This window comes from Pseudomonas sp. GW822-FHT04H02 (genome assembly GCF_058800645.1).
Genome location: NZ_JBXAMM010000001.1, coordinates 420,493 through 443,205 on the forward strand (window position 1 = coordinate 420,493; position 22,713 = coordinate 443,205).

29 protein-coding genes are annotated in these 22,713 nt (G+C 64.4%); 17 read left to right on the forward strand and 12 right to left on the reverse strand.

What is annotated here, in order from left to right:
• Positions 1-51: 51 nt before the first annotated feature.
• Positions 52-903, forward strand: coding sequence for a hypothetical protein (locus tag AC1RMG_RS02035; protein ID WP_041774174.1), 852 nt, complete (start codon positions 52-54; stop codon positions 901-903).
• A 113-nt stretch (positions 904-1,016) separates the two neighbouring features.
• Positions 1,017-1,442: a GNAT family N-acetyltransferase gene (locus AC1RMG_RS02040; RefSeq protein WP_011060675.1), complete on the forward strand. Its 426-nt coding sequence runs from the start codon at positions 1,017-1,019 to the stop codon at positions 1,440-1,442.
• Between the two features lie 63 nt (positions 1,443-1,505).
• Here the strand turns inward: AC1RMG_RS02040 and AC1RMG_RS02045 are convergent, their stop codons facing one another.
• Positions 1,506-1,937, reverse strand: coding sequence for a hypothetical protein (locus AC1RMG_RS02045; protein ID WP_015635144.1), 432 nt, complete (start codon positions 1,935-1,937; stop codon positions 1,506-1,508).
• A gap of 233 nt (positions 1,938-2,170) precedes the next feature.
• Here AC1RMG_RS02045 and AC1RMG_RS02050 point away from each other — a divergent pair, with 233 nt between their 5' ends.
• Positions 2,171-3,121, forward strand: coding sequence for an AraC family transcriptional regulator (locus tag AC1RMG_RS02050; RefSeq protein WP_125063181.1), 951 nt, complete (start codon positions 2,171-2,173; stop codon positions 3,119-3,121).
• A 356-nt stretch (positions 3,122-3,477) separates the two neighbouring features.
• Positions 3,478-4,410 carry an alpha/beta hydrolase gene (locus tag AC1RMG_RS02055; protein ID WP_015635146.1) on the forward strand — a complete coding sequence of 311 codons (933 nt, stop codon included), beginning with the start codon at positions 3,478-3,480 and terminating at the stop codon, positions 4,408-4,410.
• Between the two features lie 131 nt (positions 4,411-4,541).
• Here the strand turns inward: AC1RMG_RS02055 and AC1RMG_RS02060 are convergent, their stop codons facing one another.
• Positions 4,542-4,688: a hypothetical protein gene (locus AC1RMG_RS02060; RefSeq protein ID WP_019095005.1), complete on the reverse strand. Its 147-nt coding sequence runs from the start codon at positions 4,686-4,688 to the stop codon at positions 4,542-4,544.
• Between the two features lie 115 nt (positions 4,689-4,803).
• On the opposite strand from AC1RMG_RS02060, the gene AC1RMG_RS02065 reads away from it, so the two are divergent.
• From AC1RMG_RS02065 to AC1RMG_RS02080, 4 genes are all read left to right on the forward strand, one after another.
• A complete protein-coding gene (locus AC1RMG_RS02065; RefSeq protein WP_019095004.1) occupies positions 4,804-4,974 on the forward strand; it encodes a winged helix-turn-helix transcriptional regulator in 171 nt (56 codons plus the stop codon).
• Positions 4,975-5,031: 57 nt separating this feature from the next.
• Entirely contained in the window at positions 5,032-5,331 is a 300-nt protein-coding gene (locus tag AC1RMG_RS02070; RefSeq protein ID WP_011060681.1) for a barstar family protein, read from the forward strand.
• A gap of 84 nt (positions 5,332-5,415) precedes the next feature.
• Positions 5,416-6,267 (forward strand): EcsC family protein, encoded by an 852-nt coding sequence (locus AC1RMG_RS02075; RefSeq protein ID WP_125063153.1) that lies wholly within the window; start codon positions 5,416-5,418, stop codon positions 6,265-6,267.
• A 12-nt stretch (positions 6,268-6,279) separates the two neighbouring features.
• Positions 6,280-6,855 (forward strand): GNAT family N-acetyltransferase, encoded by a 576-nt coding sequence (locus AC1RMG_RS02080; protein ID WP_161466966.1) that lies wholly within the window; start codon positions 6,280-6,282, stop codon positions 6,853-6,855.
• A 34-nt stretch (positions 6,856-6,889) separates the two neighbouring features.
• On the opposite strand, the gene AC1RMG_RS02085 is transcribed toward AC1RMG_RS02080, so the two are convergent.
• The 3 genes from AC1RMG_RS02085 to AC1RMG_RS02095 are packed head-to-tail and all read right to left on the reverse strand — an operon-like array spanning position 6,890 to position 8,066.
• On the reverse strand, positions 6,890-7,324 hold the full coding sequence (locus AC1RMG_RS02085; RefSeq protein WP_493168161.1) for a hypothetical protein: 435 nt from the start codon (positions 7,322-7,324) through the stop codon (positions 6,890-6,892).
• 4 nt (positions 7,325-7,328) lie between these two features.
• Positions 7,329-7,658 carry a cyclic-phosphate processing receiver domain-containing protein gene (locus tag AC1RMG_RS02090; RefSeq protein WP_493168163.1) on the reverse strand — a complete coding sequence of 110 codons (330 nt, stop codon included), beginning with the start codon at positions 7,656-7,658 and terminating at the stop codon, positions 7,329-7,331.
• A gap of 27 nt (positions 7,659-7,685) precedes the next feature.
• The gene (locus AC1RMG_RS02095; protein WP_065363708.1) at positions 7,686-8,066 is read right to left on the reverse strand and encodes a hypothetical protein; all 381 of its coding nucleotides are present in this window, start codon (positions 8,064-8,066) and stop codon (positions 7,686-7,688) included.
• 434 nt (positions 8,067-8,500) lie between these two features.
• On the opposite strand from AC1RMG_RS02095, the gene AC1RMG_RS02100 reads away from it, so the two are divergent.
• From AC1RMG_RS02100 to AC1RMG_RS02110, 3 genes are read left to right on the forward strand one after another with little or no spacing between them, the layout of a single operon-like run.
• Positions 8,501-9,289: a hypothetical protein gene (locus AC1RMG_RS02100; protein WP_370058942.1), complete on the forward strand. Its 789-nt coding sequence runs from the start codon at positions 8,501-8,503 to the stop codon at positions 9,287-9,289.
• A gap of 26 nt (positions 9,290-9,315) precedes the next feature.
• On the forward strand, positions 9,316-9,945 hold the full coding sequence (locus tag AC1RMG_RS02105) for a DMP19 family protein (protein WP_262213250.1): 630 nt from the start codon (positions 9,316-9,318) through the stop codon (positions 9,943-9,945).
• A gap of 57 nt (positions 9,946-10,002) precedes the next feature.
• Positions 10,003-10,449 (forward strand): NUDIX hydrolase, encoded by a 447-nt coding sequence (locus AC1RMG_RS02110; RefSeq protein WP_169893659.1) that lies wholly within the window; start codon positions 10,003-10,005, stop codon positions 10,447-10,449.
• A 58-nt stretch (positions 10,450-10,507) separates the two neighbouring features.
• Here AC1RMG_RS02110 and AC1RMG_RS02115 read toward each other — a convergent pair whose 3' ends face one another.
• The 3 genes from AC1RMG_RS02115 to AC1RMG_RS02125 form a co-directional block, all read right to left on the reverse strand.
• Positions 10,508-12,979 (reverse strand): TonB-dependent siderophore receptor, encoded by a 2,472-nt coding sequence (locus tag AC1RMG_RS02115; protein WP_493168166.1) that lies wholly within the window; start codon positions 12,977-12,979, stop codon positions 10,508-10,510.
• Between the two features lie 69 nt (positions 12,980-13,048).
• Positions 13,049-14,023 carry a FecR family protein gene (locus AC1RMG_RS02120; protein ID WP_123431002.1) on the reverse strand — a complete coding sequence of 325 codons (975 nt, stop codon included), beginning with the start codon at positions 14,021-14,023 and terminating at the stop codon, positions 13,049-13,051.
• Entirely contained in the window at positions 14,016-14,549 is a 534-nt protein-coding gene (locus tag AC1RMG_RS02125) for an RNA polymerase sigma factor (RefSeq protein ID WP_011060692.1), read from the reverse strand. Before AC1RMG_RS02125 ends, AC1RMG_RS02120 begins: the two co-directional genes overlap by 8 nt.
• A gap of 302 nt (positions 14,550-14,851) precedes the next feature.
• Here AC1RMG_RS02125 and AC1RMG_RS02130 point away from each other — a divergent pair, with 302 nt between their 5' ends.
• A complete protein-coding gene (locus AC1RMG_RS02130; protein ID WP_493168169.1) occupies positions 14,852-15,475 on the forward strand; it encodes a cell wall hydrolase in 624 nt (207 codons plus the stop codon).
• Here AC1RMG_RS02130 and AC1RMG_RS02135 read toward each other — a convergent pair.
• Together AC1RMG_RS02135 and AC1RMG_RS02140 are read right to left on the reverse strand one after the other, a co-directional pair.
• Entirely contained in the window at positions 15,472-15,837 is a 366-nt protein-coding gene (locus tag AC1RMG_RS02135) for a hypothetical protein (protein ID WP_019094996.1), read from the reverse strand. The two genes, AC1RMG_RS02130 and AC1RMG_RS02135, sit on opposite strands and share 4 nt — an antisense overlap.
• Positions 15,838-15,868: 31 nt before the next feature.
• A complete protein-coding gene (locus AC1RMG_RS02140; RefSeq protein ID WP_401154721.1) occupies positions 15,869-16,270 on the reverse strand; it encodes a GFA family protein in 402 nt (133 codons plus the stop codon).
• Positions 16,271-16,387: 117 nt separating this feature from the next.
• On the opposite strand from AC1RMG_RS02140, the gene AC1RMG_RS02145 reads away from it, so the two are divergent.
• Positions 16,388-16,945, forward strand: a complete 558-nt coding sequence (locus AC1RMG_RS02145; protein ID WP_019094995.1) for a hypothetical protein — start codon at positions 16,388-16,390, stop codon at positions 16,943-16,945.
• A gap of 38 nt (positions 16,946-16,983) precedes the next feature.
• Positions 16,984-17,445: a methyltransferase family protein gene (locus AC1RMG_RS02150; protein WP_123473170.1), complete on the forward strand. Its 462-nt coding sequence runs from the start codon at positions 16,984-16,986 to the stop codon at positions 17,443-17,445.
• 13 nt (positions 17,446-17,458) lie between these two features.
• Here AC1RMG_RS02150 and AC1RMG_RS02155 read toward each other — a convergent pair whose 3' ends face one another.
• Positions 17,459-17,896 carry a hypothetical protein gene (locus AC1RMG_RS02155; protein WP_019094994.1) on the reverse strand — a complete coding sequence of 146 codons (438 nt, stop codon included), beginning with the start codon at positions 17,894-17,896 and terminating at the stop codon, positions 17,459-17,461.
• A 187-nt stretch (positions 17,897-18,083) separates the two neighbouring features.
• Between AC1RMG_RS02155 and AC1RMG_RS02160 the strand changes: the two genes are divergently transcribed.
• Positions 18,084-18,614: a DUF1993 domain-containing protein gene (locus AC1RMG_RS02160; protein ID WP_011060699.1), complete on the forward strand. Its 531-nt coding sequence runs from the start codon at positions 18,084-18,086 to the stop codon at positions 18,612-18,614.
• Between the two features lie 73 nt (positions 18,615-18,687).
• Here the strand turns inward: AC1RMG_RS02160 and yfcF are convergent, their stop codons facing one another.
• Entirely contained in the window at positions 18,688-19,320 is a 633-nt protein-coding gene (yfcF, locus tag AC1RMG_RS02165; RefSeq protein ID WP_493168172.1) for a glutathione transferase, read from the reverse strand.
• Between the two features lie 416 nt (positions 19,321-19,736).
• On the opposite strand from yfcF, the gene AC1RMG_RS02170 reads away from it, so the two are divergent.
• A complete protein-coding gene (locus AC1RMG_RS02170; RefSeq protein ID WP_019094991.1) occupies positions 19,737-20,066 on the forward strand; it encodes a hypothetical protein in 330 nt (109 codons plus the stop codon).
• Positions 20,067-20,279: 213 nt separating this feature from the next.
• Positions 20,280-22,568, forward strand: a complete 2,289-nt coding sequence (metE, locus tag AC1RMG_RS02175) for a 5-methyltetrahydropteroyltriglutamate--homocysteine S-methyltransferase (protein WP_493168174.1) — start codon at positions 20,280-20,282, stop codon at positions 22,566-22,568.
• The last annotated feature ends 145 nt before the right edge of the window (positions 22,569-22,713 follow it).

Sequence of the window (22,713 nt, forward strand, 5' to 3'; positions counted from 1 at the left end):
CCACTTGCGTGGCCGGCGTTTCCTCATCGGTTCTACAGGGATGTTCCAGGGATGAAAATCAAGAGCAATACAGGTCTGCACAAGGAAGGCCGGCTGGCTGCGCGACTGGCCGGCTGGTTGCTGGCGCCGTGCATGCTGGCGGCTTCGATGCTGGCCCAGGCCGGTGCGCCGATCCCTCCCGGCGCAGTGCTGGCGGTGATGCAGAACGTCGAGGTGCCGGACCAGGATGAAGAGGTGGAGCTGGAAGACGGCGTTACCGCCACCTTCTGGTACGGCCAGGAGCTGGACTTCGACGGCAAGCACTACTACGCCACCTTTGTCTGGCACACCCGGGACCGCGCCGCCCGCGAGGGCGAGGATTTTGCCGCGCCGGAGGTTCAGGTACGGCTGGCCGATGCCACCTTCGAACTCACCAACCCGGGCCAGAAGCAGGCCTATTCCATCCGCAGCATCGAACGCAAGATCGGCTTCTTCGGCGGCGGCGAGAAGCCCGAGGAAGTGGACACCAAGCGCAAGGCCGTTGAGCACCGTACCGCTGACGGCCGCCTGCTGCTGGCGGTGCCCACGGCAACTTTCGACAATGGGGTGATCACCAGGGGCTACACCATGCTGGTGTTCAATCCGAACAAGAAACCCGAAGACGATGGCTGGGTCTGGTCCTACGTTGGCCAGGTGCGCACCGGCGAGGACAACTCCGCGGCCTGCGACGACGGCGCGGTCATGCCCTGCATCGGCAGCGACGGTGAGCTGAGCTTCGTCGCCGGCCAGGAGCCGCTGCCGCAGGTGCAGGTCAAGGTCAGCGGCACTACCTTCGAGGGCCCGGGAAAGGTCCGTTCGCTGGCGGCCGCAGACAACCTCACCTATGTCTACGACAGCAAGACCGAGCAGTACGTCAGCCGCTAGTTGCGGCAGCGACGGCCAGGTAGCGCAGCCTTGCCAAACCCACGATCCTCCAGGGAGGATCGTGGAGCGCTTTCACCCCGGTCCGGCACAGCCATCATCCAAGGAAACGGCGAATGAGTACGCGTATCGACATGCTGATGAACCCGGGGCCGGAGGTGCGCGCTGCGATCCTCGAGCCCTTGCGGGCCCACAACCGGGCCCAGGCGGGCGATCCCAAGCCCGAGGCCATCGCCCTGGTAGTCCGCGACGAGCACAGCGGTGAGATTCTCGGTGGCCTGCAGGCGGAAATTTTCTATCGCTGGATGTTCATCGAGCTGCTGGCGGTCCCCGAGCAGACACGGGGCCAGGGCACGGGCTCGCAATTGCTGAACATGGCCGAGGAGCTGGCCCGGGAAAAGGGCTGTATCGGCATCTGGCTCGATACCTTCGACTTTCAGGCGCCGCAGTTCTATCAGCGGCATGGCTTCAGCGAATTCGGCCGATTGGAGGATTTCCCGCCGCAGCACCGGCGTTTCTTCCTGCACAAACGCCTGGTCTGAACCCTCGAGCCCTGGCTGGCGAACCCGCATGCAGCGCGTTCCCGCAGCCTGGGCCGCGGCTACTCAGGCGTGGGCATCGACGCCGATCCGCGCCAGTAGCCAGTCCTGATAGAGCGCGGGGCTGTCGGTGGTCTGGCCGCCGTTTTTGGCAACGACCGTCTTGCCGTCCAGGCGCCCGATTTCCATCAGGTATTGCAGGCCCTTGAGCACATGGGTGGCGTCGTCCTTGCCCAGGGACTGCACATCGGGCAGTTGGACGGAGTTGCTCTTGTCGTCGAATGTCGCCCAGGTGGGGTTGGCTCTGTATTGGGCTATCAGTTTGGCGTCCGAGATTTGCGATTCATGAAAACTGGCGTCGATCTTCGCCTGCATTTGCGGCGTCGCATTCTCTACCTGGATTTTCATGGACTTCAGCGTGCCATTCTCCAGCGCCCTGGTGATTCCCTTGAGGCCCATGGCTACGAGGGATGTCGAGTTTGAGATGCTTCCTGTCATGAGACTGCTCCTGGGTGGGTTCTGGCCAAGCAGAGCAAAACCCGGGCCATGAGCCCTGAACATGATGCAGCGCGGCGTTGGCAGCGGCGCCAGTAGCGATGGCGGGCAGAAGTTGGCCGTAGTGGGCAAGGGATTGCCATTGGATCGCCTGCTTTTGCCAGCCACTACTGCCCCGAGGCGGATATCGACCTGTGTCCGCTGCCCTGGTGGCCGTGAAGAAAAACTCGATCTGCATGGCCAATCGGCGCACAGTGGCCGCCTGTACTGTTGCCACTTCCGATTGCCCGCACATGACCCAGCCCCGAACCCCCACCGCACTCGCGGCCCTGATTGCCCGGCACACCCCGCACCCCGGCGACTTTCCCAGCGCCGTGCCCAACCTGACCTTGCACCGCCGTTCCACGCCGACCTCGGCCATTCCCTGCATCTACAGCCTGGGCCTGGGGGTGATTGCCCAGGGCGGCAAGCAGGTGCTGCTGCAGGAGGCGGTGATCAATTACCGGGCCGGGCAGGGCATGCTGACCAGCATCGACCAGCCGGTGGTGGCCCGGGTGACCCAGGGCTCGGCGGCCGAACCTTTCCTGGGCATGATGCTGACCCTGGACATGCACCAGATCCTGCAAACCGCCGCGCAGATGCAGCCGCCACCGCCTTCGCGGGCCAGCGATTATCGGACGGTGGTGGTGGATGAACTGGAGCCGGGGCTGGCCAGCGCTCTGGAGCGGCTGGTGGGCTTGCTCGACGAGCCGGCGCTGATTCCCCAGCTGGCGCCATTGATCCAGCAGGAAATCATCGTCCGGCTGTTGGCCGGGCCTTACAGCCTGGCGTTGCAGCAGTTGCTGGCGGTGGGTTCGCCGACCCAGCAGATCTTCAAGACCGTGGCCTGGCTCAAACAGAACTTCACCCAGCCGTTGCGCATCGATGATCTGGCGCAGCGCGCCCATATGAGCCCGTCCACCTTCCGCCAGCATTTTCGCGCCATCATCGGCGTCAGCCCGCTGCAGTTCCACAAGCAGCTGCGCCTGCAGGAAGCCCGGCAGTTGATGCTCAGCCAGAACATCGATGCCGGGCGCGCCGCGGGGCTGGTGGGCTATGAAAGTGCTTCGCAGTTCAGCCGGGAATACAGCCGGGTGTTCGGCGCGCCGCCGCAGCGGGATATCCGCAGGATGCGCGAGGCCGGGTAAGGGCCAGGTTGCAGTGCAGGGTTCAGCGAAATAGGCAAACAGGCTGTGGCGCGGCTCTGGGCGCCTAACCATTCGATCCGCCACGGATAGGCCTGTTTCTAGCTGTTTGTGTTGCAGCGAAACAGCCTTCGGGGTGAGCCGGCAGAATCCGCAAAACAGGCAAACTTGCCGTCAGAATAGGCAAGGTTTCGCCGCGAGCCATTTCTATACTGGTGCCCGACGACGCAGCAGCCCCAAGGCCTGCCGTGTCCCGGGCGCTTTCGGTAACGCCCGACTCCGCACTCCCGCACACGGGAGCGAGCGGTCCGCCTATCGATCCAGACGAGCCTGCCCAGGGCGGCTCAAGGAGTACGGTCATGAGCAACAGCATCGAACACGTCAGCTTCCCCAACTTCGGCTGGGACAACGCCGCGGACATCTATCTGCCGGCGGATTTCGACCCGGGCAAGCGCTACCCGGCGATCGTCAGCACCCATCCCATCGGCAGTTGCAAGGAGCAGACCTCCGGCAACATCTACGCCGCCGGGCTGGCCCGGGCCGGGTTTGTGGTCATCGCCTTCGACGCCAGTTTCCAGGGCGCCAGCGGCGGCCAGCCACGCTTTATCGAAGACCCGGCCATTCGCGTGTCGGACATCCGTTTCGCCATCGACTACCTGGTGACCCTGCCTTATGTCGACCCCGAGCGAATCGGTGCCATCGGTGTCTGCGGTGGCGGTGGCTACACCATCCAGGCGGCAATGACCGACTACCGGATCAAGGCCCTGGCCTCCATTACCGGGGTCAACTTCGGCCGCCTGATCCGCGAAGGTTTCAGCAACTTCGATCCGGTCAGCGCCTTGCACGCCATGGCGAAGCAGCGCACCGCCGAGGCCCGGGGCGAGGCGCGTCATGTGATCGACTACCTGCCAGCATCGGTAGCCGAGGCGCAGCAGAACGGCATCAGCGACATCGACGTACTGGAAGCCACCGAGTACTACAAGACCGCCCGGGGCCAGCAGCCAAACGGCGCCACCAGCGGTCTGTTTTCCTTCAATAGCGCGGCCTTTGGCTGGGATGCCTTCCTGCAGGCCGAGGTGCTGCTGACCCAGCCACTGATGGTGGTGGTCGGCGACAAGCCCGGCGGCTTCGGTGCCTACCGCGACGGCCTGGAAATCCATGGCCGCGCGGCCTCCCGGGACAAGCATCTGGTGGTCGCTGAGGGCGGGTCCCACTACGACCTGTACGACCGCGCCGAAACGGTGGCGCTGGCCATGGCGCAATTGGTGCCGTTCTTCCAGCAGCACCTGTAAGGGGTGAGGCAGCCGCCGCTGTCGCCTGACCGGCGACGGCGGCTTTGTCGCGCCCGGGCGCCAAACCGCTCCCCCGGCAGGCCGCCGGTGAGCAGCAGGCTGGCGAAGCTCAGGGGGTAGGCATTGATGACTCATTGCAGGGCCGTGATGCCGGCATCCCGGTCCCGGGCGATGGATTCCAGGGCGACATTGACGATCGAGGTGTCGAGGATCACCACCCCATAGCTCCGGCAGGGGGCGATCAGTACCTGGCGTCGCAGGCGGTGCTCGAGGTCCATGGGGGCGTATTTCCTTTGCCGCAGTGCGGTGCGACTATACGAACCTTTTTGCACACAATGCTTCGGGCTGGATCGAAGTGTGCGGCGATACCTTCGCCGAGCCGGTGCGGGGGGCATGCTCATCATCCTGTCCGATGGCAGCTCGCTGTCCGCCAGTGCCCTGGCCGAAGCGGCGGGGATGTCACCGCAGACCGCCAGTTCGCATCTGGCCAAGCTGCTGGAGAGCTTTTGCAAGCTGGGCTGGGAGCAGTTGCAGCGCCAGCCGGGTGTCCAGCCGCTGGCCTGAAGCCCTTGTGGCCAGCCAGCGAAAGCCCCTTCAAGCCATTACCCCAAGGAATGACGAATGAGCCGCCTGCCCCTGCAACACATCGACCTGAGCCAGGTGACGAGCACCGCTGAACTGCACCTGGTGCTGCGCGATGCCCTGGGTTTTCCCCATTGGTACGGCTGTAACTGGGACGCCTTCTGGGACGCCATTACCGGGCTGGTGGAAATGCCCGAACAGTTGCATATCAGCGGCTGGCAAGCATTGTCCCGGCGCCTGCCCCGGGACGCGCAACTGCTGCTGCAATGCCTGGAGCGAATGAAGGTCCAATACCCGACGCTGGCTGCGGACCTGCTGTTGGAGCCAGCCAAGCCTTAGTCCTGCCTATCGCCGGACGCGCAATTGAGCCACGACGCCGCCTGGCAACGGTTTATTCTTTCCCGAGGCAGTGAACAGCCACCCATGGAGACGCCTGTGAGCATCAAAGACCATCCCGCGGATTACCAGGACCTCAAGCGCGCCGTCGGCTTGCTGGAGTCGCCTTCACTGACGGCGCGCCTGTCCGGGCTGCTGGGTTCGCCCATCGAAAGTGCGGTCAAGGCGCTGCCGGCGGTGGTGGCGAAAAAGATCAACGGCGCGGTGGTGGCGGCCCTGCACAGCTCCGCCGATGCGGCGCTGTGGAGCCTGGACAACGCGCCCAAAAAACCGGCATCGACCTTGCTGCACAAGATGTACGCGGCCACTTCCGGCGCTGTGGGCGGGGCCTTCGGTTTTGCCGCGCTGTTTGTCGAGTTGCCCATTTCCACCACCATCATGATGCGCTCGGTGGCCGATGTGGCCCGCAGCGAAGGCTTCGATCTGGCGGATTTTGCCACCAAGCAGGCCTGCATCGAAGTGTTCGCCATGGGCGGCAACAGCCAGGCCGACGACGCCACGGAAACCGGCTACTACATCACCCGCAGCTTCACCACCCAGGCCATGCAGCAACTGTCCAAGGAGCTGGCGGCCATTGCCGCCAAGCGCGGTGCCGGGGCGGTGGGCAGCTTGTCGCCGGGGCAGGTGGGCAAGTGGCTGGCACTGCTGATCGAGAAAGTCGCCAGCCGTTACGGCGTGACCATCTCCAGCAAGTTCGCGGCCCAGGCGGTGCCGGTGATCGGCGCCTTTACCGGCGCCACCATCAATGCGCTGTTCACCGACTTCTACCAGGACATGGCCCGTGGGCACTTCACCGTCAAGCGCCTGGAGCACAAGTACGGTTTTGAGCAGATCAAGGACGAGTATGCGCAGATCCTGCGCAAGCAGCTGGCAGGCTAGGGCGGTATCCACATGAGCGACTTTCCCGTTATCCGCACCCCGCGCCTGATCCTCAGGGAACTGTGCCCGGCCGATGTCCCGGCATTGTTCGCGATCCACAGCGACGCCGATGCCATGCAGTGGTTCGGCACCGACCCCATCACCGACTACCCGCAGGCCGAGCAACTGCTGGCGCTGTTTGCCAGCTGGCGCAGCCTGCCCAACCCGGGGACGCGCTGGGCCATCGAACGCCACAACCAACCGGGCCTGCTGGGCACCTGCGGCCTGTTCAAATGGAACCGGCAGTGGCGCAGCTGCGCCGTCGGTTTCGAGCTGGGGCGTGCGGCGCAAGGGCAGGGGCTGATGACCGAGGCGCTGGAGGCCGTGGTTGGCTGGGGCTTCGAGCATATGGCGCTCAACCGTATCGAGGCCCAGGTGCATCCGCGAAACCTGGCGTCCCTCAGATTGCTGGAGCGGGCGGGCTTTGTCCGCGAAGGGCTTTCACGGCAGGCGGGATACTGGCTGGGGACTCATCATGATCTGGTGCAGTACGGGTTGTTGAGGGCCGACTGGCTCAGTCTGGCGCCGCTCGCCGCAGGTTCTGCGTAGCCCATAGCGCGAATATCAAGCGGGCGCTGGCAGCTCAGCTGTTGCCCGGCGTCGGCGCATCGCTGTCGTCGACGGGCTCCAGGTCGTGGTAGGAGGGGAAGACCTTCCGGTTACTGATCTTCAAGCCTGTCGGTTGCTCGAGCCCGTGGGTTTTACTGGAGTTCCAGGTGCGCCGTTCGCCGCAGTAGGTATGCACCACCTCCGAGTTGTCCCAGAACAGGCGCTCCAGCAGGGCTTCGTACTCGGCCAGCCACGAATCATCGAAGATGTAACTGCCTTTGGGGTAGGTGGCGAAGTGCACCATATGCCCGAAGTAGCAGTGCCCCCGGCTGTTTGGCAGCACGCTGAAAAGCGCTCGGGTGATCTGCGCCCCCGTCACTGGCAGGCTTTGCAGCACCGCACGATTGTGCGCTTCGGCAGCCGGCGAAGGGTCAAAGCAATGGATGTATCCATACAGGTTGCCGCTCATGGGGTCAGTTGCCTGCGTTATGGGTTGATTGGCGGCATCCGTTGTTGCGGGCCAGTCGATCGATCGCTTGCACACCCGCACGCATCTTTTCCACGGCGCTGGCATTGGCCGAGTGGATGTAAATACGCGGCGGATGAAAACCATTGAGGGCCACGGCCTCTTCGATCCACAGGATCACGTCGTAACCGGTGCCGCGCTGATCATCTCCGAGGTCGTGGTCGAGGCTGACTTCCTCGACGCCACCGGCCTTCAGCAGCGCGATCACTTCGTCCGGCCAGTAGGCGCGAACCCAGCCTTGCGGGGTTTGGCGTTCGTCGTCGAGGTAGATTTTCATGGGCCTGTTTACTCTTGCAGATGCAGTTCAAGCATCGGCGTCGTTCGCGATGACATGCAGCACAAGGCTTAGCGAGTCGTCGGTGAGCAGCGGTGGGTGATCCTGATGCCGCTTGTCGATGAAAAAAAGCGCACCCGGCGCTGTTTCAGCGGGCATGGAGAGGCAAGGGTAGAGTCGGTTTTTACTGGCCTCGGCATACTGGATATGAACCTCGCTGTGCTCAATCCAGATCCTGCTCGATTGACCGGAGCAACTCAGGAACAAGGTGCTGAAACTGGATTGCTCTTGCTCCAGCGGCATTGATTGAGAGTCGCCGTGCCGGCCTTTGCGAATAGCTCGTGCCATGGCATTGAATGCTTTGGGTGTGCCAAAGAAATGCAGTTCCTGCCCGTTCAGTCTTGCCAGCACGTCAAGTTTCCTTTCGTATCGCATCGGTCAACGCTGGGTCATTGCAACCTGCGCCGGAGCGCTGACAGGACCGCGTCAGCGTGGCAGAGTGGCCTGTCCAGAGGAATGGCGCCAGCTGTTTCAGGTGCCAAGGTGATCGTGCTGGGCACGCCCTGGTCGCAGAGCTGCTGTTGAGCTTGCAACAGGACTCGGCGGCTGCCTGTAAGCCAATGCTTGTTCTGCTCTGACAGCAGTGCAGCGACTTGCGGTGGGTGGTCTTTTACGGTGGATGTCTGGATGAATTTTCGCCCAGCTGTATACCCCGATATTGAGCAATAAGCCATTGCCGGGCTCAAGGTTGCATTGTTTCTCCGGCACTGGATTAGTCCGCCGCACTTGTGTAGAAACGCTCCTTCCTTCAACCCGGCACCCGTTGCCACCCCAGGTAGAACCCCATGCGGCCCAACGCCGAACTGCGATTGTTTGCACTGCCCCTGTGCGCTGGCCTGGTCTACGCCGTGATCAAGGGCCTGATCAAGGGCTGGAATGGCACGGAGCTGTTTTCCGGGTTTCTGTTTGGCAGTGTGATCGCCATGGTCCTGGGCATTCCCCTGTTGCTGTGGACTGAGCGGCGCTGCCCGCAGGCCAGGGCGCGCTACCTGTGGATCAGCCTGATCCTGAGCCTGGTGGCCACGGTGCTGGTGCGTACTTCATGGATGCAGCTGTTGCTGCTGCCGCTGGCGGGCGGGCTGGCCCTGGCTGGCCTGTACAGCCTGCTGAGCCGTGGGATTGATCAGCTGTCGGTGCCGCCCCATGGGCGAGGGCAGGGCTTGCGGCGGCTGCTGGCGGTGCCGCTGTCGGGGGCGCTGACCCTGGGGGGCGTTGCGGTAACGCTCTATCCCAAGGGCGCGGAAAGCCTGCCGGTATTCTTGCTGGGGGCCATGATCGGTGCCTGGATCAGCATGCTGGTCAGTTGGCCGGTGCTGTGGCTGGTGGAGCGCTTTCTCGCCACTGGCTGGCGCTATGTGGTCGGCGGTGGCCTCAGTGGCGTGCTGATCTGGCTGCTGTCCGGCGCCCCGGGGCTGTTCGCCGGGTCCCTGAAGGGGGCTTCGGGGCTGGACTACTGGATCCCCTTGCTCAACCGTGGGATCTTTCCGTTCCTGCTGCTGGGGCTGCTGGGCGGTGGGCTGTTCACGGTGCTCCACGGCATCGGCCCGCGCCGCCGTCCGACCGCTTACGACTGAATTAGATTGCCCAAAGGTCCTGCCTGATGAACCTCAGCCCCATCACCCACGTCGCCTTCGAGGATGAAATGCTCTGCCTGAGTTGGGCCGACGGCTTGCGGCTGCGCCAGCCCCTGAGCCGTTACAGCCGGCTGCGGGAGGCCACGCCCGAGCAGCGGGCGGATTTTGCCATCGCACATCGGGGCTGGTCCGTGTCCTGGCCGCACCTGGGCGAGCCGGTGCTCAGTCTCAACGCCATCGACTGGATCTGGGAATGCCTGTGCGATGAGTCCATGGCTCGCCTGAAGGCCCTGGACTGGCAACTGCAGCAACTGCCGGCGGACGACCAGGCCATCGTCGCGCTGTGGCGGCTGGAGGCGGACGGCTACAACGGCGGCTTCCTGCAGTTCTTCTGCAACTGGGGGCAGCAGACCTGCGAGCTGGCGCTCAGCACCCTGGCCGCGATCGGCGCGCGCAACACTCGGGCCCTGGTCAGCCGCCAGCGCCAGCTGATCGCGCACCTGGAAGGCCACCCGCAACTGGAGCAACTGTGGGACATTCCCGGGCTGCTGAGCGACGAGGAACATGAGCTGATCAGTGGCGAACTGGACGAGCAACTGTGGTCGGCGATGGAGGAGGTCCCGGCCTTGGCGGTGAAGTATTTTTACGTTGGCTGAGGGGCCTGGCGCCGTGTTCTAATGCCGCGCCTCGTCTCGGCAAATGGACTTCACCCCATGTCTGAACCCCGCATCCGCGCGCTCGCGCTGTGCATCTTCCATCACCAGGGCAAGATCCTGGTCAATCAGTTCTTTGATGCCGACAAGCAACAGATGCTGTTTCGCCCCCTGGGTGGCGGCATCGACTTTGGCGAGCACAGTGCCCAGGCAATCGTTCGGGAAATACAGGAAGAGCTGGGGCTGTCGATCAACAGCCTGCGCCTGATCGGCACCCTGGAAAGCCTGTTCACCTATGCCGGCAAGCCCGGCCATGAGTTCGTCCAGGTCTACGACGCCCGCTTCGACGACCCGAGTGTCTACCAGCGTGCCCAGCTCGATGCCCGGGAAAGCGATGGCGCGCCCTTCGTGGCCCGCTGGCAGGGCAGCGCCAGCTTCACCGAGCAGACGCCGCTGGTTCCCGCAGGCTTGGCGGACCTGCTCAAGCAGGCGGGCCTGCTTGGCTGACGGGCACTGATGCTGCTTGGTGCCCTGCCGGGCGGGGTGGCCCGGCAGGGCCGCCGGCTCAGAAGTCCCAGCGGGTGCTGAGCATGAAGTTGCGGGGTTCGCCGTAGGCCGCCGAGTTATAGAAACCGACGTTGGTGTAGTAGGACTTGTCGAAGATGTTGTTGACGTTGAGGGTCGCCGACAGGTTCTGGGTGATCTGGTAGCGGGTCATCAGGTCCACCAGCCAGTAGGCCTCCTGGGAAATGTCTTCGTTGATCTTGCGCGGTGCGTTGTAGACCGAATACCAGCCCTCGCTCTGCCAGCGCAGGCCGCCACCGACGGTCAGCTTGTCCAGGTCGCCCTTGAGCTTGTAGCTGGTGTAGAGGTTGACCTGGTCCTGCGGCTCGAAGGTGGAGATCTTGTCGCCCTCGTCATCACGCACGATCTTGTGGGTGTAGCCGGCCTGCACTTGCCAGCCCGGGCTCAGTTCGCCGGAAATCTCCAGTTCGTACCCCTTGGTCACGGCCTTGGCGCCCTTGAAGGCGTAGTTGTCCGGCTTCGGGGTCTGGTTGTTGTAGGCATCGTCCGGCACCGAGCGGTTGGTCTCGTGCACTTCGAAGTAGGCCAGGCTGCTGTTGAGGCGGCCTTCGAAGAACTCGCCCTTGAGCCCCAGCTCGTAGTTCTGGCCTTCGTCCGGGTTGAGCAGCTTGCTGTCCTTGTCCTTGTTCCAGCTTTCCTGGGGCATGAAGATATCGGTGTAGCTGGCGTAGACCGAGAAGTGGTCGTCGAGGTCGTAGACCGCGCCGACGTAGGGCACGAAGCGTCCGCTTTCCTTGTAGGACGGGGTCAGGCCGGTGAGGTGATAGTTGACCACGCGCCCGCCCAGAAACAGGTTCAGGTCGTCCATCAGGTTGAGGCGGGTGGTCATGTAGGTGCCGGTCTGGCGCACGGTGTCGTCGGTGCGCTGGGCCGGCAGCCCCCAGATGGGCCGTTCGATCTTGCCGTGCCAGTTGTAGAAGTCCACCACGTTACCCTTGCCCCCGGGGAAGTCCGGGGACCAGTAGCCCTTGCCGGTCCAGCGCGAGTTGGCGATGGAGCCGCCCAGCACCAGTTCATGCTCGCGGCCGAACAGATTGAAGGGGCCGCTCAGGTACAGGTCGGCGGAATCGCTGGTGGTGTCGCCGGTGTACTTCTGTGCGTTGACCTTGGCCGTGCCATCGGTCTGCGGCTCGTCGAACTGGATCGAGCCGAGCTCGGCGTGGTAGCTGTTGATCTTGTGGTCCAGTTGCAGCTTGGTGACCCAGCCATCCCCCAGGTCGTGTTCGAGCATGGCAAAAGCGGTGCGGGTGTATTGCTCCCAGCCGCTCCAGGTCGCGCCGTTGTTGTAGGAGCGCGACATGCTGTTGTGCCCGCCGGTGGCGTTGATCAGCGGGAAGGTGCCGGACCAGCTGGAGCCCTTGGGGATGTTGTCCTGGTAGTCGCCGCCCACGGTCAGCAGGGTGTCGGGGGACAGGTCGAATTCGAGGATGCCGTAGTAGGTCGAGGTCTTGCGCGAATAGTGGTCGAGGAACGACTGCTTGTCCTGGTAGGCCGCCACTGCGCGGCCGCGAACATTGCCGGTTTCGGTCAGCGGCCCGCTGACGTCCAGTTCGCTGCGGTAGTTGTCCCAGGAGCCCATGCCCAGGGAGGTGTGGCCCTGGAACTGGGCGGTGGGCTTCTTGCGCACCAGGTTGATGGTGGCGCCCAGGGAGCCGGCGCCGGTCAGCAGGCCGGTGGCACCCTTGAGCACTTCCACCCGGTCGTAGATGGCCATGTCGCTGAGGGTGTTGCCAGCCGAATAGGCGACGTTGCGCACGGTGGAGGGAATGCCGTCGTACTGGAAGTTGTTGATCGAGAAACCGCGGGCGTAGTAGTTGGTGCGGTCGGTATCGTAGGCCGAGACGGTGATGCCCGGCGTGTGGCGCATCACGTCGTCGACGTTGTTGAGGCCGAAATCTTCCATGTGCTGCCGGGTGACCACGGTGATCGACTGCGGGGTCTGCCGCGGGGTCAGCACCATGCGGGTCGCCGTGGCGATGGTGCCTGGGGTGTAGGAGCCGCTGCCTTCGGTGACGGTGCCCAACTGGTTGCTGACGATCTGGGTGGCCTCCAGCTCCACGGCCTGGCTGCTCTGGGGCAGGCGCGTCAGCAGCACCGCGTTGGCGCCGTTGCGTTCAAAACCCAGGCCGGTGCCTGCCAGCAGTTTGCCCAGTGCCTGTTCCGCGCTCATGCGTCCGCTGACCCCCGCCGACTCGATCCCCTGGGCCAGTGCCGCGGAGTAGGCGATCTGCAAACCGCTCTGGGTACTCAGTTGGTCCAGGGCATTGGCCAGGGACTGGCGGGCGATGGCAAAACTGTAGGTGGCGGTTGCCTGGTTGCCGGTAGCGGTGGTGGGCTCGACCGCCATCACGGGGTTGCAGGCCAGGCAGATGGCCAGCGCGAGGATGCTGCGGGCCGGGGTGAGTGTTGGAAGGTGCATGGAAGTTCCGTACGAAATAGGAATGATTTGCATAAGCAAACACCCTGACGGGTTGGCCTCGGCAAAGCCGTAAAACTTTTTTCAGCCCCCCCGGGCAGTGTTTCAGCGCAGTACCAGGATGCCGCCCGGCAGGCGGGTGAGCTCGGTGGCGGTGACTTTGCTCAGGGCCCGGACAATGGCCTGCGGGTCATCGAGCTGGTAGTTGCCGCTGACTTTCTGCTGCGCCGCGTCGGCGTTGAACAGCAGGATCGGTGCGCGATGGTAACGCCGCAGCTCTTGCAGAACCTGGGCCAGGGGCGCGTCCTGGAAGGACAGGCGGCCGTTGATCCAGGCCAGTTGCCGTTCACTGCCCTCGGGGTTCAGGGGCAGCAACTGGTGGCCCTGCAACTGTTGCCAGTTGCCGGCTTGCAGCAGGCTCTGCTGGCCGTTTTCGTCGGCCAGGCGTACCCGGCCTTCACGTACGGCCACGGTCACCCCGTCGGCCTGGCGGCTGACGCTGAAGCGGGTGCCGACCACGGTCACCGTGGCGCTGCCGGCCTCGATGGTCAGCGGCCGGGACGGGTCGTGGAAGGCCTCGACATAGAGCTCGCCGCGCAGCAGCTGGATGCGCCGCCGGGCGTTGCTGAAGTCGCTGCTGATGGCGCTGTCGCTGCCCAGCACGATGTGCGAACCATCGGCCAGGTCGAAGCGCTGGAGTTCGCCGACCGCGCTCAGGTGATCGGCCTGCAGGCGCAGTGGCAGGTCGCCGAACCAGCCGGCACCGAGCATCACCAGCACCGTGGCCGCGGCGGCCAGCCAGCGAGTGCGGTGGCGTTTTCTGCGCGGCGTGGCGGGGGCCGGCGCGGCCGGCAGGTCCAGGCCCAGCGCCAGCTGTTCCAGGGCCTGTTCGAAGGCGCTGGCCTGCCACAGGTCTTCCAGGGCGCGGTAGGCCTCGGCGTGCTGCGCATGGCTGTTGCGCCACTGTTCAAAGCGCTGGCGCAGCGGCAGGTTGTGGGTCATGGCCTCACGCTGGGTGAACCAGTAGCTCGCCTGCTCGCGAATGGCGTCGCCGGGGAGGGCGCTGAGGTGTTCAGTCATCGGGGTTCTGCCGGTCGGTGGCTTTGATGCAGGCATTGAGTGCATGGCGCAGGTCCTTTTCCACCGTGCTCAGGGAAACCTGCAAGCGCTGGGCAATCTGGCTTTGCGAAAGATCGTGCAGTTTATGCAAAACCAGGATTTGTTGCTGGCGCTTGGGCAGGGTGGCCAGTACCTGTTGCAGCAAGTGCAACTGCTGCTGGCCCTGGACATGGCTTTCCGGCCCGGGGGCAGCGGTGGGCACCTCGCTGAGCTGGCTGGCGTCGGTGGGCTGGTACTCGAAGCGGCGTTTGCTGCGCTGGCTGCGCAGGTGATCGAAGGCCAGGTACTGGGCGGTCTGATAGAGGAACGGCTGCAAGTGCTCGATGGGGCGGGCGTTGAGCGCCTTGGCCACCCGCAGGTAGGTCTCCTGGGCCAGGTCCTCGGCCAGGTTGGCGCACCCCACCACCCGCGCAAGCATGCGGATCAGCCCCCCGCGCTGTGCAATGAACAGCGCGCTGAGTTGTTGCTGGTCGTCTCCGGTTTCCATCGCCCACTGCTCCCACTACCTGATACGGCTCAGCGTGAATGGCTGGGTATTCTAATGAGAATTCTTATCATTACCAGCGAATTTCCACGGGAGCCTTGTCCTGGGCTTTGTGCAGGGCTTGCGGCACCAGGGAATGATTCGCGCGGCCCATGGTCGATTCAACATGGCCCCCGGTGACCCGTTCGCTCCCCCTCGACGCGCCATCGTGCCGGCCATGCTGCAACCGGTTGCGCCGCTCTGCCGCCAGGTACGTTCAGGGGCGGCGCTGGCAGGGGGTAAAGGTTTTTCGGGAAGGATCGATCATGCGCTGGATTGTCAGGACCCTGTGTTTTGCCTTGTTGTTGCCCGCAGTCCAGCTCTGGGCCGCCGACCCCCAGCCGGCGGTCCAGGCCGCTGCCCAGGACAAGGCCCAGGCGCTGGAGCAGAAAGCCGCGGACAAGGAAAGCCCGAAGGTCGAGCCCCAGGCCGCACCCATCACCAAGAACGAAGTGCAGGCCGTGGACCCGGCCGGCCAGGCCCCGGTGGACGACGCCATCACGTGCCTGTCGCGGACCATCTACTGGGAAGCCAAGGGCGGTGAAAGCGCCGATATGGAGGCCGTGGCCAATGTGGTTCTGAACCGCCTGGGCCATGAGGGTTTTCCCGGGACGGTGTGCGAAGTGGTCAAGCAGGGTTCGGAAAAAAGCCCCTGCCAGTTCTCCTGGTGGTGCGATGGTCGGCCCGACCAGGTGGAAGAAGAGGGCCGCTATACCATCGCCAAGGAAATTGCCCGCAAGGCGCTGAACCAGCAGCTCAAGGACCGTACCGGCGGCGCTCTGTTCTTTCACGACCGCAGTGTTTCGCCGGACTGGTCCCGGGCCTATATCAAGACCACCGAGATCGGCAGCTTCAGCTTCTACAAACCCAAGGACGTCGCGGCGCGCTAGTGGCGTGGGTTTGAGTCGTGGGTACGGGCCTGGTTGTCCTGGCGTAGCCAGCGTTTGCCGAGGCTGGTCAGCCGATGGCGGATGGGCTGGCTGAACATTTTTTGCGAGACCTGGTGCAGCAGGCTTTCGCACAGCTCGCGATCCAGCGGGAAGCCGGCTTCCAGCCATGCCACAGCACAGTGCTCCCAGTGTTCGGAGCCGGACCCCAGGGCGCTCAGCAGCAACTGGCGCAGGCACAGCGGTTCACCCGGCGGGGGTTCTATCCTGAGCCCGGCGAGGGCGCCAGGCAGGTCGGCCGCGACCGATTCGTAGGGGCGTTCAAGCAACGGCAGGAGCCAGACGTAGCTGAAGTGCCGGGTCATGACAGGGGCATTCCTCTGGGTGCGGCGTGGCTTATTGCACTTGGTCGAACTGATCGGTGATTGCATACCAGTCGGCCTTCATGGCCACGCAGTAATGCTGTTGCCTGGGGGCTGCGAAGGGCGTGTCCAGGGTGGCAATGGCGATGGAAATCCACTGGCGATATTCGCCCTGGATGTCCTGCCAGAACAACGAAGAGCCGCAGTGGCAGCAGAACTGGCGCAGCACGCCAGGGGAGGATTCGTACACCTTGAGCGCCGATCTCTGGTCGCGGATTTCCAGATTCGCACGCGGCGTACTGGCGTAGGAAGCAAAGGCCGCGCCGTGGCCCTTCTGGCACTTGTGGCAATGGCAGTGGGTGACGGCTTTCAGCGCGCCGCACACTTGGTAAGTCACCGCGCCGCACAGGCAACTGCCTTGATGCTGGTTTTGCATGGTCAGGGTTTCCGAAGTTTCAGGGCCAGCATTGCCGCGAGTGGGTGAACCCTTTATAAAACGCCGGCTGCTGATCGCAGCAGCTGCCCAGGAACCCGACCCGCAAGGAGCGACATAGTGAGTCAATCGCCTCATCCCCTCAACACCTGCATAGGGCGCGTGCGCCTGCCGGGTCTCGCCGGCCTGTTGCTGGCGCTGGCCGGCTGCGGCGCCCTGACCGATGTGCGGTCCTTTTCCACGCCCTATTCCACGCCGCCGGGTGGCGAAACCGTGCGCCTGCGGGTGATCAGCGACGGCATGGTGCGCGGTGTGCCCAGGTCCGACTGTGTGGATTTCCGCCTGCCCGGTGCCGGGGTCGTGGTGGCTGCCCGGGACGGCTACGCCAACCGTAACGGTGAAAGCCTGGGCATGGCGGCGCCGCAGACTCCCGCAGTGCCCGGTACCCGGACCGAAGTGCTGGTGCCGGCCGGGCAGCCCATGGCGTTCCACTACCTGGGCAACCAGTGCTACAACCTGTTCAGCTTCGTGCCCAAGGCAGGCATGGACTACCAGCTGGAAGCCTCGGGGATGTACAAGTGCGCGGTGATGCTCAAGCAGGCGCCGCTTGGCTCGAAGGAATATGCTGCGGCCCCGTTGAAAGACAGCAAGCTGTGCCGGGTGACGGACAACCTGTAACGCCCCGGACCTGAACCCGGGCAGAGGAGAGAGGCACCATGCAGGTCTTGGAAAACCGCATTCCACCCCCCCTTGTCGCGGTCCTGTTCGCCGTGTTGATGGGGCTGCTTGCGCGCGGGTTGCCGGGCCTGGATCCGGGCTTGGGCACACGCCTGTTGCTGGCGCTGCCGCTGGTGATGGCCGGGCTGCTGTTTGTCCTGGCCGGAGGGCTTGCCTTTCGCCGGGCCAAGACCACGGTCAACCCGCTGAAGCCCGCCAGCGCCTCGGCCCTGGTCACCTCGGGGATCTACCAGTACACACGCAACCCGATGTATGTCGGCTTTGCCCTGTGGCTGCTGGCCTGGGGGCTGTACCTGGCCTCGCCCCTGGTGCTGCTCGGCGTGCTGGGGTTCGTCCTGTACATGAACCGCTTTCAGATCTACCCCGAAGAACGGGCGCTCGGGCAATTGTTCGGGGCTGATTTTGCGGCGTATCGCCAGCGTGTGCGGCGCTGGCTTTAGGCGGTACGGCTGTTCAAGCCGCCACTTGCGCCTGCAGTTGCAACTGGCCATCCACTTCGCGGGTCAGGCCGCTGGCGACGAACAGCGGTACCAGCAATTTGTGCAGTTGGGGGTCGACGAATTCCTTGACCGTTGCCAGGTCCAGATCGCCGCTCGCCGGCAGTTCGGCCTTGGTGAAGGACAGCCAGGCTTTCTTCAGGGCCTGCAGCACATCGCTGCCGGCGGTCGAGGCGAAGCGCCGGTTGGCCACCCGGCCGGCGAAGTTGAAGGTGTGCTGGTAGTCGTAGCCGCTCTCGTCACCCTGGCTGGCGACGCAGCGACCACAGGAGCAGGGGCCATCGGCGAAGGCCGCGCGCAGGTAGCTGTTGAAATCGACGATGGGCTTGAGGGCCAGGCGCTTGTCGACTTCGAACAGGTCCCCGGTCATTTTTGCTTCACTGCTCAAGGTCATTTTCCTCACTGTCAGGCGGTGTATTTCTCAAGGGGCGCACCATACCAGCCGGATCGGCCCAGGGGTACTTTTCTGGCATTGTCCGCGGCTTGAGAGAGGGGGGACATCTGCTAGGATCCATCGGCTTTTATGGCGGGGCGACGGGCAGCACCCAGCCCCTGTGTCTTGATCTCATCGAGGAACACCCATGTCGATCTACGCAATCACCGTTCCCTGTTTTGCCCAGATGCTGCGCGCCCTGGAGGGCTTTCTCGCCAAGGGCGAAGAGCAGGCCCGGGAGCGGGGGTTCGAACCCCAGGTGCTGTTGCAGTCGCGGCTGGCACCGGACATGTATGACCTGGCGGCCCAGGTGCGTTTTGCCTGCACCCAGGCCCGGGAAGCGGTACAGCGCCTGAGCGGGCAGCCTGTGACTGCATTGCAGGCGCCGGCCGGTATGGCCGAGGCCAGGGCACTGATCGAAGACACCCTGGCGTTCCTGGCGGCGGCGGACCGCGAGCTGATCGACAGCAGTGGCCAGCGGGCCATCGCCATCGAGCTGCACAACGGTATTGCCTTCGACATGAACGGCGAGGAGTTCGCGCGCAACTGGGCGACGCCGCAGTTCTATTTCCACCTGGTCACGGCCTACAACATCCTGCGGCACAACGGTGTGCCCCTGGGCAAGGCCGATTATGCCCAGCACATGTTCGCCTACCTGCGCCAACCGCAAGAAGCCTAGCCGCGCCAGCCGCAGACTCCCCAGCCAGCGTCAGGTCAACGGCCGATGGCCGCATCACCCGGCGCTCCAGGTCCTACAGCGCCGGCCGCGGCAACTGCACCCATTCCTGCACTGCCGGCCGTTGCCACTGGCGCCGGGCATAGTCCACCAGGTTCGCCGGCACCGGGTCACCGTTGAGGATCAGCCGGTTGAGCATCAGCGCCAGGTCGACATCGGCGATCGACCACTGGCCGCACAGGAAGTCGCGGCCATCCGCCAATAGCTCCTGCGCGGCCTCCACCAGGGTGTTAGCCGCCGCTTGGGCCTGGGGCGACAGCGGTTCGCCCTTGCAGCCGTAGAACACCACCAGGGTCGTGCGCTCCTGGCGGATCGGCAGCAGATCGCTGCGCAGCCAGGCCTGGACCTGGCGGGCCTTGGCACGCTGGCGCAGGTCCTGGGGATAGACCGGGTTGTGTGGGAACAGCTGTTCCAGGTATTCAGCGATGGCCGAGGATTCGGACAGGGCAAAATCGTCCAGCACCAGGGTCGGCACGCGCTGGGTCAGGGACAGGCGGGTGTAGGCCGGCTCGCGGTTCTGCGCGGCGTCCAGGTCCAGGGGCAGCAGGTCGAAGTCGATACCCTTTTCCCGCAGCACCACGAACACGGACAGAGCATAGGGGCTGGTGAACTGGGTATCGACGTACAGGCGCGGGCGGGAAGCGGTCACGGCGGTCTCTCCAAGGGGGGAGCGCCCACGCTAGGAGATCCTGGTCGATAAATAAAATGCAGGTTTTTTATCCGTGCATTCCTCGTAGGAATACTGGCGTTTCGGCCTCCGTGCGCGATGCAGCCGTGGCGATGCGGTTCTGGAGTCGCGGGCGGGCGTCGGAGGCGGACCGGGGCGTGCAGCAGTGGCTGTGCAGTCGCCAGCGTCGGTTATCGAGCCGGTCCACGGGGTGCGGAAAAACCCGCTTCAGCGCGTTGCGGTTGATCGACTGGCGTCAGCGGCGGGTGCGCCTGTGCCGCGCGAGTGGCCAGCATTGGCAGGCACATTGCCTTGATCGAGAAGGCACAGTACTGGCCCCGGGCAGTCTGAAGTGTCGCCAAAATCACTTTATTTTCAGGTGGTTAGGTGACCGCAAAATGCGCCATGTGTTGATTACGCTGACTTCGTTTGCCCTGTTGGGCGGGGCTTCTGCGGCCCAGGCCCGGGAGCTGGCGGCCAATGACCGGTATATCTGCAGCTGGGGGGCGGGCACTGCCGCCAGGGCCCAGGAATTGAAGTTGTCCGGGGTGTCGCTGTATGCGGCGCGGCAGAAGATCCAGACCTACAAGTTCAGCAAGGGCTGGATGCGCATGATGGCCCTGGGCATTACCGAGCAGACCTACGACAGCCCCTCGCGGATCAAGCCCGAGGCACTGCGCAAAAGCTTTAACGAGGATTGCCTGAGGTATAAGTTGGCTCGCCGCTGAGGGGGGCGCAGATCTGCACCGGGTCGCAGGCCTGTAGCTGGCCCGGGCCGCCCCGGGCAGGAGCCTGAAGGGCGCGCGGCCTCCTGCGGCAGTGTCTGATCTGCCTGTTTGATCATGAATGGAACTTGTGATCATCGCGATTAAAATGAGTTTGTCTCACCAAGTGCCGAGTGCCGACAATGGCTCCCATCAAACACAGGGGAGTTGCATGTCATGGCTTTGGCCCATTCTCTAGGATTTCCGCGCATTGGCCGCGACCGTGAACTGAAGAAAGCGCAAGAGGCGTTCTGGAAGGGCGAACTCGACGAAGCCGGCCTGCGCGCCGTGGGCCGTGATCTGCGCAAGACTCACTGGGAGCTGCAGAAAAACGCCGGTATCGACCTGCTGCCCGTAGGCGATTTCGCCTGGTACGACCAGGTTCTGACCCATTCCCTGATGTTCGGCGTGATCCCCCAGCGTTTCCGTCCGCAGCATGGCCCAGCCACGCTGCAGACCCTGTTCGGCATGGCGCGTGGCGTCAGCGACGGCTGCTGCGGCGGTGCCCACGCCCAGGAAATGACCAAGTGGTTCGACACCAACTACCACTACCTGGTGCCTGAATTCGGCGCCGACCAGCAATTCCAGCTGGGCTGGGAGCAGCTCTTCGAAGAGGTCGAGGAGGCCCGGGCCCTGGGGCACGCCGTCAAGCCGGTGTTGATCGGCCCGCTGACCTACCTGTGGCTGGGCAAGGCCAAGGGCGCCGAGTTCGACAAGCTGGAGCTGTTGGACCGCCTGCTGCCGCTGTACGGCCAGATCTTCCAGCGCCTGGCGGCCCAGGGTGTGGAGTGGGTGCAGATCGACGAGCCGATCCTGGTGCTGGACCTGCCCCAGGATTGGAAAAACGCGTTCGAACGCGCCTACAACCAGATCCAGCGCGAGCCGCTGAAAAAACTCCTGGCGACCTATTTCGGTGGCCTGGAAGAGAATCTCGGCCTGGCCGCGAACCTGCCGGTGGATGGCCTGCACATCGACCTGGTGCGTGCTCCCGAGCAGTACCCGACCATCCTCGATCGCCTGCCGGCCTACAAGGTGCTGTCACTGGGCCTGGTCAATGGCCGTAACGTCTGGCGCTGCGACCTGGAAAAAGCCCTGGCCACCCTGCAGCACGCCCATGAGCGCCTGGGTGAGCGCCTGTGGGTGGCGCCTTCCTGCTCGCTGTTGCACAGCCCAGTGGACCTGGGCCGTGAAGACCAGCTGGACGCCGAGCTCAAGAGCTGGCTGGCCTTCGCCGTGCAGAAATGCCAGGAAGTGGCGGTACTGGCCCAGGCGGTGAACCAGCCGCAGGCCCAGGCGGTGCTCAAGGCCCTGGAGCAGAGCCGCGCCGTACAGGCCAGCCGCGCGGCCTCGCCGCGCATCCACAAACCGGCGGTACAGGCTCGGGTGGCGGCCATCACCCCCAAGGACAGCCAGCGGCGCTCGGCCTTCACCCAGCGTATCGCCAAGCAGCGCGCCGGCCTCGACCTGCCGCTGTTCCCCACCACCACCATCGGTTCGTTTCCGCAGACGGCCTCGATCCGCCTGGCGCGCCAGTCGTTCAAGCAGGGCAAGCTGAGCGTGGCCGAATACACCGAAGCCATGCACAGCGAAATCCGCCACGCAGTGCTGGTGCAGGAACGCCTGGGCCTGGACGTGCTGGTGCACGGCGAGGCCGAGCGCAACGACATGGTCGAGTACTTCGCCGAGCAGTTGGACGGCTATGTGTTCACTCGTTTCGGCTGGGTGCAGAGTTACGGTTCCCGGTGCGTCAAGCCGGCGCTGATCTTCGGTGACCTGAGCCGCCCCAATGCCATGACCGTGGAGTGGATCCGCTACGCCCAGGGCCTGACCGACAAGGTGATGAAGGGCATGCTCACCGGCCCGGTGACCATGCTGATGTGGTCTTTCCCGCGCGAGGATGTGAGCCGCGAAGTGCAGGCCCGGCAACTGGCCCTGGCGATCCGCGACGAAGTGCTGGACCTGGAAGCCGCCGGCATCAGGATCGTGCAGATCGACGAAGCCGCGTTCCGTGAAGGCTTGCCGCTGCGCCGGGCGCAGTGGCAGCACTACCTGGACTGGGCCACCGAAGTGTTCCGCCTGTGCGCCTCTGGCGTGCGTGATGAAACCCAGATCCACACCCATATGTGCTACAGCGAATTCAACGATGTGATCGAGTCCATCGCCGCCATGGATGCGGATGTCATCACCATCGAGACCTCGCGTTCGGACATGGAACTGCTGGACGCCTTCAAAGCCTTTGCCTACCCGAACGAGATCGGCCCGGGCGTCTATGACATCCACTCGCCACGGGTGCCGGATGCCTCGGAAATGGCCAACCTGCTGCGCAAGGCCGCCCAGCGCATTCCTGCCGAGCGCCTGTGGGTCAACCCGGACTGCGGCCTGAAGACCCGCGGCTGGCCGGAAACCGAAGCAGCCCTGGTGCACATGGTCACCGCGGCCCGTCAGTTGCGTAAAGAACTGGCCTGATCGGCCAACCCCGCCACCGGAGCCCGTCGGCGTGCTCCGGTTTTCTGCTTCCAGCATGGCATCGGGGGCAAGTGGTGCGAGGGCGAGCAAGCAGGTAGCGGAGGCCGGCGCGGCGCATCTGATCCGTATTTTTCTTGCGCATCTG

What these genes read in the sequence shown, in the direction of transcription:
- AC1RMG_RS02035 (WP_041774174.1), top strand. Translation starts at nt 52, where the DNA reads ATGAAAATCAAGAGCAATACAGGTCTGCACAAGGAAGGCCGGCTGGCT.
- AC1RMG_RS02040 (WP_011060675.1), top strand. Translation starts at nt 1,017, where the DNA reads ATGAGTACGCGTATCGACATGCTGATGAACCCGGGGCCGGAGGTGCGC.
- AC1RMG_RS02045 (WP_015635144.1), bottom strand. Translation starts at nt 1,937, where the DNA reads ATGACAGGAAGCATCTCAAACTCGACATCCCTCGTAGCCATGGGCCTC.
- AC1RMG_RS02050 (WP_125063181.1), top strand. Translation starts at nt 2,171, where the DNA reads ATGGCCAATCGGCGCACAGTGGCCGCCTGTACTGTTGCCACTTCCGAT.
- AC1RMG_RS02055 (WP_015635146.1), top strand. Translation starts at nt 3,478, where the DNA reads ATGAGCAACAGCATCGAACACGTCAGCTTCCCCAACTTCGGCTGGGAC.
- AC1RMG_RS02060 (WP_019095005.1), bottom strand. Translation starts at nt 4,688, where the DNA reads ATGGACCTCGAGCACCGCCTGCGACGCCAGGTACTGATCGCCCCCTGC.
- AC1RMG_RS02065 (WP_019095004.1), top strand. Translation starts at nt 4,804, where the DNA reads ATGCTCATCATCCTGTCCGATGGCAGCTCGCTGTCCGCCAGTGCCCTG.
- AC1RMG_RS02070 (WP_011060681.1), top strand. Translation starts at nt 5,032, where the DNA reads ATGAGCCGCCTGCCCCTGCAACACATCGACCTGAGCCAGGTGACGAGC.
- AC1RMG_RS02075 (WP_125063153.1), top strand. Translation starts at nt 5,416, where the DNA reads ATGGAGACGCCTGTGAGCATCAAAGACCATCCCGCGGATTACCAGGAC.
- AC1RMG_RS02080 (WP_161466966.1), top strand. Translation starts at nt 6,280, where the DNA reads ATGAGCGACTTTCCCGTTATCCGCACCCCGCGCCTGATCCTCAGGGAA.
- AC1RMG_RS02085 (WP_493168161.1), bottom strand. Translation starts at nt 7,324, where the DNA reads ATGAGCGGCAACCTGTATGGATACATCCATTGCTTTGACCCTTCGCCG.
- AC1RMG_RS02090 (WP_493168163.1), bottom strand. Translation starts at nt 7,658, where the DNA reads ATGAAAATCTACCTCGACGACGAACGCCAAACCCCGCAAGGCTGGGTT.
- AC1RMG_RS02100 (WP_370058942.1), top strand. Translation starts at nt 8,501, where the DNA reads ATGCGGCCCAACGCCGAACTGCGATTGTTTGCACTGCCCCTGTGCGCT.
- AC1RMG_RS02105 (WP_262213250.1), top strand. Translation starts at nt 9,316, where the DNA reads ATGAACCTCAGCCCCATCACCCACGTCGCCTTCGAGGATGAAATGCTC.
- AC1RMG_RS02110 (WP_169893659.1), top strand. Translation starts at nt 10,003, where the DNA reads ATGTCTGAACCCCGCATCCGCGCGCTCGCGCTGTGCATCTTCCATCAC.
- AC1RMG_RS02115 (WP_493168166.1), bottom strand. Translation starts at nt 12,979, where the DNA reads ATGCAAATCATTCCTATTTCGTACGGAACTTCCATGCACCTTCCAACA.
- AC1RMG_RS02120 (WP_123431002.1), bottom strand. Translation starts at nt 14,023, where the DNA reads ATGACTGAACACCTCAGCGCCCTCCCCGGCGACGCCATTCGCGAGCAG.
- AC1RMG_RS02125 (WP_011060692.1), bottom strand. Translation starts at nt 14,549, where the DNA reads ATGGAAACCGGAGACGACCAGCAACAACTCAGCGCGCTGTTCATTGCA.
- AC1RMG_RS02130 (WP_493168169.1), top strand. Translation starts at nt 14,852, where the DNA reads ATGCGCTGGATTGTCAGGACCCTGTGTTTTGCCTTGTTGTTGCCCGCA.
- AC1RMG_RS02135 (WP_019094996.1), bottom strand. Translation starts at nt 15,837, where the DNA reads ATGACCCGGCACTTCAGCTACGTCTGGCTCCTGCCGTTGCTTGAACGC.
- AC1RMG_RS02140 (WP_401154721.1), bottom strand. Translation starts at nt 16,270, where the DNA reads ATGCAAAACCAGCATCAAGGCAGTTGCCTGTGCGGCGCGGTGACTTAC.
- AC1RMG_RS02150 (WP_123473170.1), top strand. Translation starts at nt 16,984, where the DNA reads ATGCAGGTCTTGGAAAACCGCATTCCACCCCCCCTTGTCGCGGTCCTG.
- AC1RMG_RS02155 (WP_019094994.1), bottom strand. Translation starts at nt 17,896, where the DNA reads ATGACCTTGAGCAGTGAAGCAAAAATGACCGGGGACCTGTTCGAAGTC.
- AC1RMG_RS02160 (WP_011060699.1), top strand. Translation starts at nt 18,084, where the DNA reads ATGTCGATCTACGCAATCACCGTTCCCTGTTTTGCCCAGATGCTGCGC.
- AC1RMG_RS02170 (WP_019094991.1), top strand. Translation starts at nt 19,737, where the DNA reads ATGCGCCATGTGTTGATTACGCTGACTTCGTTTGCCCTGTTGGGCGGG.
- metE (WP_493168174.1), top strand. Translation starts at nt 20,280, where the DNA reads ATGGCTTTGGCCCATTCTCTAGGATTTCCGCGCATTGGCCGCGACCGT.